Origin of the sequence: Phocaeicola acetigenes (assembly GCF_027529745.1) — a bacterium.
Taxonomy (GTDB): domain Bacteria; phylum Bacteroidota; class Bacteroidia; order Bacteroidales; family Bacteroidaceae; genus Phocaeicola; species Phocaeicola acetigenes.
Genome location: NZ_JAPZVM010000002.1, coordinates 199,588 through 214,350, shown reverse-complemented (window position 1 = coordinate 214,350; position 14,763 = coordinate 199,588). Strand labels below are relative to the sequence as shown.

The 14,763-nt window shown below is 41.4% G+C and carries 8 protein-coding genes and 1 other RNA gene; 3 read left to right on the top strand and 6 right to left on the bottom strand.

The features are described 5' to 3' along the window. Positions 1 to 32 precede the first annotated feature (32 nt). From lgt to O6P32_RS03430, 3 genes are all read right to left on the bottom strand, one after another. Positions 33 to 857, bottom strand: coding sequence for a prolipoprotein diacylglyceryl transferase (gene lgt / locus O6P32_RS03440; RefSeq protein WP_269876817.1), 825 nt, complete (start codon positions 855 to 857; stop codon positions 33 to 35). 916 nt (positions 858 to 1,773) lie between these two features. Then, a complete protein-coding gene (locus tag O6P32_RS03435) occupies positions 1,774 to 2,376 on the bottom strand; it encodes a porin family protein (protein WP_178266775.1) in 603 nt (200 codons plus the stop codon). 327 nt (positions 2,377 to 2,703) lie between these two features. Beyond that, positions 2,704 to 4,206, bottom strand: a complete 1,503-nt coding sequence (locus O6P32_RS03430; RefSeq protein ID WP_178266774.1) for a glycoside hydrolase family 10 protein — start codon at positions 4,204 to 4,206, stop codon at positions 2,704 to 2,706. Between the two features lie 238 nt (positions 4,207 to 4,444). Between O6P32_RS03430 and O6P32_RS03425 the strand changes: the two genes are divergently transcribed. After that, the gene (locus O6P32_RS03425; protein WP_178266773.1) at positions 4,445 to 5,416 is read left to right on the top strand and encodes a type I phosphomannose isomerase catalytic subunit; all 972 of its coding nucleotides are present in this window, start codon (positions 4,445 to 4,447) and stop codon (positions 5,414 to 5,416) included. Between the two features lie 87 nt (positions 5,417 to 5,503). Next, entirely contained in the window at positions 5,504 to 7,693 is a 2,190-nt protein-coding gene (locus O6P32_RS03420; protein ID WP_269876815.1) for a GH92 family glycosyl hydrolase, read from the top strand. Between the two features lie 86 nt (positions 7,694 to 7,779). Here the strand turns inward: O6P32_RS03420 and O6P32_RS03415 are convergent, their stop codons facing one another. Next, positions 7,780 to 8,925: a lactonase family protein gene (locus tag O6P32_RS03415; RefSeq protein WP_408636039.1), complete on the bottom strand. Its 1,146-nt coding sequence runs from the start codon at positions 8,923 to 8,925 to the stop codon at positions 7,780 to 7,782. A gap of 105 nt (positions 8,926 to 9,030) precedes the next feature. Between O6P32_RS03415 and ssrA the strand changes: the two genes are divergently transcribed. Then, positions 9,031 to 9,427, top strand: a transfer-messenger RNA (tmRNA) gene (ssrA, locus tag O6P32_RS03410). Between the two features lie 437 nt (positions 9,428 to 9,864). Here the strand turns inward: ssrA and O6P32_RS03405 are convergent. Next, positions 9,865 to 11,283, bottom strand: a complete 1,419-nt coding sequence (locus tag O6P32_RS03405; RefSeq protein WP_269876813.1) for a RagB/SusD family nutrient uptake outer membrane protein — start codon at positions 11,281 to 11,283, stop codon at positions 9,865 to 9,867. Positions 11,284 to 11,297: 14 nt separating this feature from the next. Beyond that, positions 11,298 to 14,708, bottom strand: coding sequence for a SusC/RagA family TonB-linked outer membrane protein (locus O6P32_RS03400; protein ID WP_269876812.1), 3,411 nt, complete (start codon positions 14,706 to 14,708; stop codon positions 11,298 to 11,300). Positions 14,709 to 14,763: the final 55 nt, after the last annotated feature.

The window sequence follows — 14,763 nt, the reverse complement described above, 5'->3', positions numbered from 1 at the left end:
CAGTTTACACTCTATTCTTTCACTTTGTATCATCAAAAACATTCTTTTCGGGTCTTACAGGTGGAAATAAGATATATACCCAGTAAAATAAGAGGAACACTGAGCCACTGACCGATATTAAGTGTCATATTTACCTCTTCTGCTACCTGAGGATTTTTCATAAATTCCAGTCCAAATCGTGCACCAAAGAAAATCAAGAGAGAAACTCCAGTTATCAGACCGATTCGCTTTTGAAGGTGAAATTTGTAATACATCAGCCACGAGGTCACTAACGCTATCAAGCAATAAAGCATCTCATATATCTGAGTAGGATGACAGGCTTGTGCCACTCCATCCCGATTATACAATTCCTGCCATTCACGCGAACGGATAAACTCAAATCCCCAAGGCAAGGTTGTAGGATAGCCAAATATTTCAGAATTCATCAAGTTACCGAAACGAATGCACATACATACCACAGCTACAGCAGGAATCATACGGTCGAACAACCACCACACGCTTTTCTTTGTCACCTTCTTAGAATACCAAATCAACGCCAATATCAGTGCAAAGACCCCTCCATGGCTGGCCAGTCCACCTTTCCAAATCTTTAAAATTTCCATTGGATGTGCACCGTAATAATCCCATTCATAAAACAGGCAATGTCCCAAACGAGCACCAATAACACTACTTACAATGCAATATATAAAAAGTTTATCCGCCCAGTTATCCGGATACTTCTCTCTTTTAAACAGACGAGACATAAATTCATAGGCAAAGATAAAACCAAGTCCCCACATCAATCCATACCAACGGATTTCCAATGAGCCTATATGCACCAATACAGGATCAACATCCCAAACTATACTTCCTAACATGATTTTGATTTGTTTTATAATGTATTTATTCGAGACACAAAGAAAAGAAAAAAAGCAGACTTAGCACGATTATTCACTTACAAAATACAGAAAATTTCGCTATTGGAGCATTACTGGAATGTAAAGCAGGAATACTTACTCTAAAAGGGCACAAACAAAAAACAACTTCTTTTCAGCTCCGAGATTTCATTTTTACAATCTCACACAAAAAAAGGCTTGGCCGGTATCTTTTTGTTTTCCTTTATCAATTTTCGCTAACTTCATCTTCTTCTATTTTGCATAGAAAAAAAGCAGAAATATCCTCAAAAATAGTCCAATACATGCTATACAACACCTTTCCAAGGGTCGATTAAAGGGAATACACGACCTGTATAATGAACCAACGGTACTTGTAACGATGGCTTTCGTTACTTGAAACAGCAGCTTACGCGACTAATAACATCAGCCAACGCAACCAGTCGGAATAATTTAGTCGACCTATAAAGCGTTTTCCAAGAAAATTCACCTCTTGTTTTCACTTTTCCACCTATTTTTTACATCTTCTTTTAAATAACAAAAAACGCATTAAACAAGAGATAGCACAACAATAAACCAAGAAACTAAAGCCAAGAACAACATAATTACACAAAAGCGTGCTGTTTAAAAGATTTATGATTTCACAAAACGGCTAAAAACAGCCATATTTTTCAGGAAATCTTAATCTGGGTTCAAATAACGCATTCTAGAAGCCTCTAAATTGACAAAATGATACTTTACCCCAAACGTTTTCAGCGATAATTAAGAATCTGACAATTTGCAAAACAGATAACATATTAAAAATGCCCTCTGTTTTCTGTATTCACAAACAACATATCAAAAAAAACGGCTTCAAAGCAAAATCGCTTTGAAGCCGCCAGATTATTACAAGATTTTATGATCAGAATCTATAACCTACAGAGATAGAGAATGCCATGTTTTTAGTAGACAGTTCTTCACCCCAAACTTTATCATTCAAAGGATTGATAAATCCATTCTGTCCTGTAAGGTTTACCAAGTAATGTTCACCTACTTCCAAACCGATACCATACTGGATACCCAAATCAAATCTTTTCATTAAAGCTTCTTCGGCACCATCTTCTTTAGAGAAAAGTTTTACAGAACCACCATCTTCTCCATCAACAGTCATTTTACCTCCTAATCCAACAGCCAAGTAAGGACCTGCATTTACAACGAACTTCATATTTTCTCCTAAAGCAAATTTGTATGCAGCCAAGATAGGAAGTTCTACATAGTTCATTTTAACTTTTACACCCTCATCTTTAGCACCTTTACCAGTAAAGTTCAAACCAGACTGCAAAGACCAATCTTCTGAAAATGCATAGTCCATGCCTACACCTACATTGTAACCGATTTTCATATCACCATCCATGTCACCAGTCAAGTTAGTCATAGACATACCAACTTTAGCATCCCACTTTACCTGAGAAAAACCAGCCAAAGCAAACATACCTAACACTGCTGTCAATAAAAACTTTTTCATACTCTTTTTAATTTAGTTTAGATCCGTCCCTTAGACCTTTATTCATTGTTTTATCGTCGAGTGCAAGGACTATCTTTTATTTCTTTAATAAAAAGCTATAAAAGAAGCACTCTTCGTTTGTATTTTTTAGCAAAGTTATATATTTATTTCACATAAAAAACACTTTAAATTTCAGATTTTACATTATTAGGCAAAAAGCATGACTATTCAATCTAAAACAGTAACTATGTAATCATTTTTTATAACTATACAAAACACTAAAATGGCAGTCTTAAGTCCAAAATCAACCTAAGACTGCCATTTCAAAAAGTATATAATAAAAGCTATTTATAGTTTTACGGTTTTCTTAACTGCTTTTGATTCATTGTGCAAACGATCCAATGCTGTCACTATATAACGATACTTTGTCTTCCCGTCTTCATAAGGAAGTTTATAAAAGGTATCACGGGTAATTGATACAATATGTGAAGGATCATCCAAGTTTACCTTTTCCTTATTTTCGAAACGATAAACCACATACTGCACAGCTTCATCCATTTCATGCTTTGCTTTCGGAGCAGTCCAGAACAAGATGTAACCGTCTTCTGTCCATACGGGTTTCAACTTCCTGACCTTTCCCGGAGCTTTATCATCTATAAATGGAGACAAAGGAATCAATGCCGGATACTTATGATATTCTTTTACCAACATATCACGATAGTTACCTACATTTTCCACCACCGCTGCAGCATACCACTGGCAACTTCCCTGCACAGTAGGCAAAGAACGTTGCAAACGATACTTCGCTGGAATCTGACTTTGGTTAGGATTCATAAGATCGGCCTTGGTCACGGTACGGTTTACATCCTGACCGATAAACAATGGACGTGCAGCCGAATGTCGTGCCCACCAGCGAATCAATGTAGCATAATCGGCAGCCGGATGACCAATTTCCCAATAAATCTGAGGAATATTATAATCTACCCATCCATTATTTACCCATAACAGAACATCGGCATACAAATCATCGTAATTCTGCAATCCATTGGTTTTACTACCATTCGGATCGTTCTTCTGGTTACGATAGATACCAAAAGGAGAAATACCGAATTTTACCCAAGGTTTAGCTTCGCGTACGGTTTCATGAATTTCTTTAATCAATACATTCACATTATCACGACGCCAATCGGCCTTGTTCAGAAAACCACGTCCATAAGCAGCAAAACTGGCTCTATCAGGAAACTCTTCACCCGGATTAGGATACGGATAGAAATAATCATCCATATGAATGGCATCGATATCGTAGCGAGTTACGATATCACGTACTATCTTACAAATGTATTTACGCGATTCTGGATAACCCGGGTCGAAATACAACTGTCCGCCATAACTCACGAAAAGTTCAGGATATTTATTGTAAGGATGAAGAGGAGACAAAGCACCTGTTCCTTTTGTTTTTGCACGGTAAGGGTTAATCCATGCATGAAGTTCCATGCCACGTTTGTGACACTCTTCTACCATAAACTGTAGCGGATCCCATGCAGGAGAAGGAGCTTTCCCTTGTACTCCTGTCAAAAAACGGCTCCAAGGTTCATATGACGATTTGTACAATGCATCACATTCGGCACGCACCTGAAAAATAATAGCATTAATACCGGCTCCTTTCAGATTGTCGAGCTGGCTGATTAGTGTAGCTTTCATCTTCTCGGTTGGCATACCTTGAAACTGACCATTCACACACTGAATCCATGCTCCACGAAATTCTCGTTTAGGTGCCATAGTCTGGGCTGAAAGAGTTGCCATTCCACATAGCCAGGCTACAATAAGCACTAAAAATGTCTTTATTTTCATATTATTATAAATAGTATACAACAGCCCGCAAAGATAAAGAAAAAAAGTATATCAAGTGCAGCATAAATGACCAAATCGGAAAGAACATCCCAATACACTTCCAAAAACATCCGATACCTAAGAATCACTGCGAATTAAACAGTAATTTGTTATGACTATATGAGCAAAATAGCTACTTTTGTAACAGTATAAAAATGAGAATAGAATAACATAATAATAAACCAAAATAAATAGAACTATGTATCCATTAAAATTTCAGCCAATTTTAAAATCAACCATTTGGGGTGGTGAAAAAATTATTCCGTTCAAACACCTTGACTGCCAGCAGGCACAAGTAGGAGAAAGTTGGGAAATCTCGGATGTACCGGGCGATGAATCAGTAGTAGCCAATGGAGCTGATGCCGGTAAAAACCTGACACAGATGGTAAACGAATATAAAGGAGCATTGGTAGGTGAAGCAAACTATGCACGCTTCAACGGTAAATTCCCATTGCTTATCAAATTTATCGATGCACAAGACGACTTGTCTATCCAGGTTCATCCGGACGATGAACTGGCAATGAAACGCCACAACTCTATGGGTAAAACAGAAATGTGGTATGTAATTGACAATGCAAACGGTAAAGCTCATCTTCGCTCTGGTTTGAGCAAACAGATTACTCCGGACGAATATGCAGCAATGATTGCAGACAATACAATCTGTGATGCATTAGCAGACTATGCGGTAAAACCGGGCGATGTATTCTTCTTGCCAGCCGGACGTATCCACAGTATTGGTGCAGGATGTTTTATCGCAGAAATCCAACAGACTTCTAATATTACTTACCGTATCTACGACTTCAACCGTAAAGATAAAAACGGTAATACACGCGAATTGCATACAGAACTTTCAAAAGACGCTATCGACTATTCAGTAGAAAGTGACTATCGTACCAACTATACTCCGAAACAGAATGAACCGGTAGAATTGGTTACTTGTCCGTACTTCACTACTTCTGTATACGACCTGACAGAAAACATGAACATGGATTATAGCGAATTGGATTCTTTCGTTATCTACATCTGTATGGAAGGTGCTTGTACTGTAACAGACAACGAAGGCAATACTGTAGAAATGCAGGCTGGCGAATCTGTATTGTTCCCTGCTACTACAAAAGGACTGGAAGTTGCTCCTAAAGGACAGGTTAAATTCCTGGAAACTTACGTATAAGAATTTATCTTTCCTATTCACTAAAAAAGACGAAGAGTTCTGTATTTTACAGCAGGGCTCTTCGCCTTGTCATAAAAATTGATATCCATGAAGAAATACACATCTTTGTTTTGTACGCTTGCCCTAGGAGCAACAATGTTCAGTTGCTCTTCCGAACAAACACCGCAAGCAATCGATTACACACAATACGTAAATACATTCATCGGAGCAGCCGATAACGGACATACCTTCCCTGGAGCATGCCGTCCTTTCGGTATGATTCAGACAAGCCCGGTTACAGGAGCTATCGGATGGAGATATTGCTCTGAATATGTATATGAAGATTCATTGATATGGGGTTTCACCCAAACCCACCTGAACGGAACCGGATGTATGGACTTGGGCGATATTCTGGTAATGCCGGTTACAGGCAACCGCCAGCGTAGCTGGGACGGATACCGTAGTCCTTTCTCTAAAAAGAGCGAAAGTGCTACTCCTGGATATTATACCGTAACTTTAGACCAGCCGGGAGTAACAGCCGAACTGACTGCTACCACTCACACTGCATTACACCGTTATACATATCATAAAGCAGATTCTGCCTCTGTACTTATCGACCTTCAACACGGACCGGCATGGAACGAAAAACAATATCATTCGCAGGTAAGTATATGTGAAACCAATTGGGAAAACGACAGCACCCTGACCGGACACGTAATTAATAAGGTGTGGGTAGATCAGGTATACTACTTTGTAATGCAGTTCAACCGCCCGGTAATCAGCACTGTCAACCTGCCGATGGCTGAAACAGAAAAAGGACAGCGCATCGTAGCTACATTCGATATGAAACCGGAAGACCAGCTGATGATGAAAGTAGCATTGTCTACTACTGGTGTAGAAGGTGCAAAGGCCAATATGGCTGCCGAAGTGGCCGGATGGGATTTTGAAGGAGTTCGTCAGGCTGCAAAAGACGAATGGAACAGTTATCTGAGCCGTATCGAAGTAGAAGGAACACAGGATGAAAAGACCAACTTCTATACAAGTTTCTATCATGCATTGATCCAGCCGAATGAAATCTCGGATGTAGACGGTAAATACCGTAATGCACACGACGAAGTAGTACCGGCAACCGGAGGTAAATTCTACTCTACTTTCTCGGCATGGGATACTTACCGTGCAGCACATCCGTTCTATACTCTGATGGTACCTGAACGTGTAGATGGTCTTGTAAACTCACTGGTAGATCAAGCTGAAACAATCGGACATCTTCCTATCTGGGGATTATGGGGTGGTGAAACCTTCTGTATGGTAGCCAACCACAGCGTATCCATCATCGCAGAAGCGTATGCAAAAGGATTCAGAGGCTTTGACGCAGAACGTGCCTTCAATGCTATCAAACGTACTCAGACTGTATCTCACCCGCTGAAATCGAACTGGGAAAACTATACAAAATACGGTTACTTCCCTACCGACCTGACAGAAGCAGAATCAGTTTCATCAACTTTGGAAAGTGTATACGATGATTATGCAGCTGCCGATATGGCAAAACGTATGGGGAAAAAAGAAGATGCTGCTTACTTTGCAAAACGTGCAGATTACTACAAGAATCTGTTCGATCCTTCTACAAAATTCATGCGCCCGAAAAAAGCTGACGGTACATGGAAGAGCCCGTTCAACCCAAGTCAGGTAGGACACTCTGAAAGTGTAGGTGGAGACTATACCGAAGGAAATGCATGGCAATATACCTGGCATGTTCAGCACGATGTACCGGGTCTGATTGCATTGTTTGGAGGAGAAGAACCGTTCCTCAACAAACTTGACTCTGTATTTACAGTGAAACTGGAAACTACACAGGCCGATGTGACCGGACTGATTGGACAGTATGCACATGGTAACGAACCAAGCCATCACGTAACTTATCTGTATGCTTTGGCAGGACGTCCAGAACGTACTCAGGAACTGGTTCGTCAGATATTCGATACACAGTATCTTCCAAAACCAAACGGTTTGTGTGGAAATGACGACTGCGGACAGATGTCTGCATGGTATATGTTCTCGGCTATGGGATTCTATCCTGTAAACCCGGTAAGTGGTGAATACGTATTCGGTGCACCTCAGCTTCCGAAGTTCACACTGCATCTGGCCGACGGAAAGACATTTACTATCATAGCAGAAGGCTTGTCGAAAGAACATATGTATGTAGACAGTATCACATTGAACGGGAAACCTTATACCAAGAACTACATTACTCATGAAGATATCATGAAGGGTGGAACATTGGTATACAAGATGAAATAAAGCTTCCGTCTGTTGATTATACAAAACTAAATGCCCCGGCAAAGAGAGTTTTCTTTTGCCGGGGCATTTAGTTTCAGTAGTCTTTTCTAATAAGAAAGAAATTGCACACAAACAGGTTTGAGCATTTTAATACGCTTTCCAGTATCTTTCAATAGACCGCTTTCTTCCTCCCTTTCATATATCTGAATCTCGTTTGTATCCCGACAAGCCACCAACAGATACTTTCCATTAGGAGTTATATTGAAATTACGCGGATGGATTCCCGTTGGCTGATACCCTACCTTATCTAAGGTACCGTCTTCCGAACTGACTTCAAATATAGCAATACCATCCCCTTTCAAACGATTCGATGCATAAAGGAACTTTCCATCCGGAGAAAGATGAATATCGGCACTTCCCCGGGCATCCAATGTATCGGCTTTAATATGCTGAATAGTATCGAATCCGGCTTCATCGTACGACAAACCTATAACTTCTCCCGACAATTCGGTGAGCAGATAAGCGTGTTTACCGTTTGGAGCAAAACAAAGATGACGAGGACCACAACCTGAGGGTAAACAAATATCAAAAGTATTCTCTTTTTCCAGCAATTCCGATTTTCCGTCCTCTTTTACCGGAAAGACATGAATACGGTCTGTTCCTAAATCGTTAGCCAACAAGAAACGTCCGTCGGGAGTAAACTGTACACAATGTAAATGAGGCTGCGACTGACGCTCCTTATCCGGTCCGCTACCTGTAAAATTAATCGTATCGCCTGCTTTTAATCTTCCATTTTCCTCTAGGGGGAAAACAGATATATTACCCCCCATATAATTGGCAGTCAGTACAAAGTCTTCTTCCGGACTCAATGTCACATAACACGGAGCTCCTCCTTGTGTTAACTGAGTATTCATCAATACCAGTTTTCCTGTCTGCCTGTCAAAAGACACCGCATTTACAGTAGAAGAAGCTCCCTCGTCTTCACCCACCACATAAATCCGGTTTCCATCTGTAGATGCAACCAAGTAAGAAGGATTAGAAACTCCTTTCAGCCCACTTACATATACAGCTTCTCCGGTTTCCTGATTGAACTGATACATCTGTACTCCCTCATCAGCTGCCGAAGCATAACTTCCCACACAGAGATAAAGCGTATCTCCTGTCTCTGCAAGCCCGACCGCTGCTTTCTGCTGACTTCCCATACACGCAGAAAAACAAACGATTCCTGCTGCCAACCACTTTATTTTTTTCATATACTTAAACTTTGTTCTTTTTCAAAATTAGACAATTTTCCAAGAAGCATTAGATAAATCCATTCTTTTTTCATATCTTTGCAAGAAAGAAATACTTCATCATTCGGGGTTGACTGGTTTTGACAGCGAGAGATGTGGTATGTAAGCATGCAGTGCGTCAGTGATTTGCACTATAATATCAGTTACTGAACTATTATCTGGCAACGAAAACTATGCTCTCGCTGCTTAATCGAAGTACAGTAGATTAACTTTATTTCTGCCACAGTGGTAGAAACGAGACATTGCTCAAAAGCTCTTGTTCCGAAGCGTTTGGTAAAGCGATGCAGTAAAATCGGAAATAGTTTCGTTCTTGTCTTGCGGACGAAATGAAATTTTAAAGACTAAGGTATAAGTGGGTGGCTCTGGTCTTGCTTATGCACGAAAACCGAAGGCAGAGATAAGCATGTAGAAAGCATATGGCTTCCTTGTTTGGACGAGGGTTCGACTCCCTCCAGCTCCACGAAATGTTTCAAAGACCGCTGATGATCAGCGGTCTTTCTTTTATATACAATTCTTACTCCTCTTATCTTTATGATAGTTTAACCATATCAGAGTTAAGAAGAGCAAACAACCGAACTCTGCAATAATTTTCTTCCATCCCAAATCCCCTAGAAGCCTTATATAGATTAATAAAATTACTAATTATAAAATAAGTTTAAGAATGTAAGAAAAGAAAACTGCAGTTAAGAGATTTTTTAATATTGCTGCCCGATAAAAATGGCATATGGAGTGATTTTGCTATATCATCTTCATATGCCATCCTATTTTTGTGGAACATTTACTGAATATCCCTCTTTATGCAATATTCCCAATCATAATCTCCAAATAAGAAATAGAATACCTACATAACTCCAAATACTAAAAAACAACAAAAGCATTTCTTACAGATAGAAAACGTAATCAATAGTTTTGTGTCAGAGATGAATTGTGTAACACGGCGTTCTGTGGAAAAGGGAACACCCACAATGGTGAATCCGGCCTCAGAGTAACGATACCACCATATTCAGGTCCTAAATCGCGAACAATAGTCTCAGCATAATTACTCTCGGAGTTCCAACGTTTCCGGTCACAGAAATTTTCGAAGGTGTTAATAAACTCCACACGCTTCGAGTCTTGCAATAATTTCATGGCCTCATGCTCGGTCAGTCCGGCAGCCTGAGCAGCGTAAGGCTGATAGTTTTCAATACGCATAGCCCGCACCCGGTCTACACGAGACAGTCCGCCTTCCAAATCCCCCTGCCTGATAAGGCATTCAGCAGCCAAGTAATACATAGACTCTGAACGGAGTCCGTAAACATTCCATTTGATATCTGACACATTACATTGTAGGCAGCCATCGGGAAGGGTCGGATATGGTTCCTCCCAAGCCTTGACACCGTCGCTCAGATAATATTTATTCACATAGTCATCAGGAGATATCCGTGTAGCTACATCAGGAGTGATACAAATGCCATACAAATCCCCCAAATTGCTGTTGTCACACCATATAAGATAATAATTATTTTGAGCCGTTTCATTCAACACCCAGTTCTGATTGGTCTTCACGGTAGTACGATCTTCAATATGTCCGTTCACAGCAAGGGCAAGATTAGCGTAATGCAGTGCCTCATCATAATGTTTCATCTGAAACAACACTTTGGCACGCACACCATAACCGAAGTCTACTCCGAAGCGGCAGGGATCATCCACATGACTCTGTATCAGTTTGGCCAGGACTTCATCACTACAGTCGGCTAATATTCGTTCATACACCTCTTTCAAAGTCAGTTTTGTTTTCTGCTCTCCCACATTGGTATTATCCACATAGGCTATGCCACCCAACTGCGCGGCTGTTGCCTCGTCATACTGCTTGGCGTGCATATTGACCAACAGAAAATGATACCAGGCACGCAATACTTGTGCCTCAGCAATGATGCGAATACGTTTGGCATCGTCTCCATCGGCCTCAGGAGCTTTAGAGATAACCACGTTCATGTAATTGATATTGCTATATAAATTTTCGTACAAGCTGCTTGAAGTGGTCAGGTTGACACGATCTACTGTTTCGTCATATTTCACAAGTGCATAAGTCACACTATTAGAGTTGGCTAACAAATCCGGCAATCCATCCCACTTAGCGTACATATTGTTACACAACATCTCAAACTGATTCTCTGTCTGATACAACATAGGCACCTGATTCAGTAATGTTTCCAGATCATCTACACTATCCAAGGTTGTCTCACCCAAAGGCACAATATCCAGCTTATCCTCACAGGCAGTAGTGCAACACAGCATGACAGCTGTCAGCACAGTAGTAAATATCTTTTTAGTTGTCATAGTCTTGTCCATTGTTAAAGATTAAAGAATATGCTCATGGTGTAGCTACGCGGCACACGATTATAGTTGGCTCCGGTTAAGGGATTTACCGCCTCGGGATCAAGCCCCTTGCTATTACGTGCCCAAGTGCAGACATTATTAACCTGGAAACGCAAGCGCAGCTCATTCAAGCCGATGGCCTTACAGATACGGTCACTAAAACTATAACCAAAGACCAAATTACGCAACTTCACATACCCAGCATGTTCCACATTGGTGTGACGATAGATACCGTAGTTGGTCTCACTGTATTTCTGCGCCATGTATCCGTTACCTGGCACGTCCTTGTCACCCTGCCAGTAACGCAAGTAATCCTTGCTGACAGCCCCGTTACCGAAAATAGCCTTATAGCCCCCAGTACTTCCGATAGTCGTTCCCCAAGCATCGTTATCAGTGCGCATGTAATGTCCGCCATAAAAATTGAACATCGCCGACACAAAGAAACCGTTCCAAGTTATTTCAGGTGTGATGGCACCGCTGATGGTAGGTGTATAAGTACCCGAGAATACGGCATCCTCCACCTCAAAAACTCCACTTCCCACAGACTCGGTATGTACATTACCTTCTTTGTCTTTCCAGCCCAACAGGTAAACACCCTCATTTTCAATCAACCCCACATAATTCACCGAAAACAAAGAATTGAGTGGATAACCTTCGTGCAACGAAGTTCTCAAGTATTCAGCTCCCGATTCGGGATAATGCGACACTTTCGTCACTTTATTTTTGTTATAAGCCAAGTTAAATCCCAAATTAATACCTAAATCACGGCGTTTCTTGGCAGGCAAAATTCGTCCGTCTAACTGGAGTTCAACACCAGCATTAGTCATCTTCCCGTTATTAATAGTCAGTGACGTCCATCCTGTGGTAGGATCCAAATCCGTTGAAGTCAACAAGTCACTCCCTTTCTTGCGATATATATCCAACGATCCGTTCAGACGGTAGCCCCACAAAGCAAAATCCAGACCTGCGTTCCATGTAGCCGTTTTCTCCCAACGCAACTGGTCATTAGGCGGTGTTTTCAAACTACCCACCAGATTACCGTTATACTGATTGGTACCCAGACTGGCGGTAAGGTACGATGAAACAGAAGAGTCAATATTACCTGTCAGACCGAAACTAGCACGCACCTTCAGTACGTTCATCCACTCAATCCACTTCAAGAAGTCTTCGTTGTGCAGATTCCAGCTGGCTCCTACTGACCATAGGGGACGTCCACGGAATTTCGGATCAGTGCCGAAGAGATCGGTACGGTCTACGCGATACGAGCCGAACAGACTGTAACGGCTGTCGTACACATAATTCGCTGTAAAATAATACGAATAATACCGATGTAATACATCGCTGGTAGAGAATGTTTTCGGAGCACCCGACACACCATAGTTAGTACCTAGTACACCTGTATAAGGATTATTGATGAAACTCCAATCCGTCAGCAGGTTCTTGTTGGTCTGTGTCTGGTAATCATAGCCATACTTCAAATCCCCATCTGTCGTAGTATGCGTCTGCCGATATTCAAATCCAGCCAGTACATCTACGGCATGTGAACCAAAAGTACGGTTGTATTGCGTCTGTGCCCGGAAAGTATAAAACTGACTTGAAGTGTTATTCGTCTGTAACAAGTCACCATCTGGTATGGCATGGTTCAGATCAAGACGGGTTTCTTCTTTCATACCCAAATGTGGGTCTGTCCAGTCGATGTTCGGATCAAACCAATCAAAGTCGGGGTCAACCACCCACTCTGTGATATACTGTGCCGTAGTGTAGAGGTTGTAAAGACTACGCATATAGTGCGACTCGTTGTTGTAACGAGTCTGTGTACGTGATGTAATGTCTTCATACTGAAACTGTGCCTGAGCCGTCCATCCTTTCACCGGCAAACGGAAGAGCGTCTTCACGTGTGTTCGTACATTGGTATAGCGATATTTACTGAAGTTATAATTCATTTCTTCTGCGTAGTTGTAAGTCGGGTCTTTCAGCTCGTATTCAGCGTTGTCGAAAGCCTTCTCACCTGGATAAACATCAGCTTCCATACGTCGCAAGGTGCCATCTTCGTTGTACATGCTTTCATAAGCCATGAATGAGTTTATGTTGTCATAACTTCCCAAAGCGTGGTACTTCGAACGATTATTCAGAACGTTTACCCCAAATGACATATCCCACCATTTATTCACCTTCAAATCACCATTATAACTGAAAGAGAGGGAATTATCCTGCTCTTTTCTTGCACCTCGGTTATCGGCCATGTAATTAAAGGCAATGCTCGAACTGAGTGATTTGCTTTTGACACGAATACCCAGATTATACTGTTGGGTAATTTGAGTACGATCGTGCATATCACGCCATTCACTACGATAGTCGTTCTGACTCCAGCGGTCGAGAATAGCGTTCAAATCGGCATCACTCAACAACCCCTGATAGTTCTGCAACAAAAGGCGCATCACGTGCGATTGAGTGAAGATGCGCCCGTCTGCGGCTGCTTTAATTTCATCTTGAATAAGGTTAGGATCTTCTTGCAGCATGGCGTTGAAATTATACTTCTCCAGCTGAATAATATCAGCAGCCGAAGCCCAGTTATAGTTGCTGTAATCCTGCCGTTCACTCACCACAAGGTCAGCGTTGAAATCGATAGAAAGACGCTCTTCCTTAGCTCGCTTGGTTGATATGACAATAACCCCGTTAGATGCTCTCGCACCATAAATGGCGGCAGCCGATGCATCTTTCAGCACGGTGATATTTTCGATGTCATAAGGGTTCACACTATCAATACCACCTTCAATAGGCAATCCATCTACTACGACCAGCGGACTGGTACGAGCATTGAAAGTACCGACACCACGGATAGTAATGGCATTTTCACCAGTAGCATTAGGATTATTGCTCACTGTCACCATACCAGGGATTTTCCCTTCCAGGTTACTGGTAATGTCACCCGTATAACGTTTGTCCATATCCTTTGACGTGAGGTTCTGGAAAGAACCGGTAGCGTTTTCCCGCTTGATATTCTGGTAGCCTGTCACAATGACTTCATCCATCAGTGTGATATCAGGTTCCAATGTGAGACGTACGTATTTGGATTCCGGCAGCAAACGAACCTGAGTAGTCTTCATACCGATGTAAGATACAATGAGCACAGGTTTCTTCCCTTTGACCAGAAGCGAGAAGTTGCCATCTATATCAGTGATAGTACCAAGCTCTGTGCCTTCAATACGTATGGAAGCACCGGGTAGCGGTTCCCCGTTTTCATCAAGGATGGTACCTACCACTGTCTTCTGTTCGATATCATGAACAGCCTGCCTTACCGGCTTATTATTCACACTTTGTGCATGGAGCATGAACGGCAATGCAGTGCTCGCCACCCCCAACAATATATAAGATAAATGTTTCATTCTTCTACTAGGAATCAAGATTATTAAATATAAAATTTCAAGCCATGCACCGACA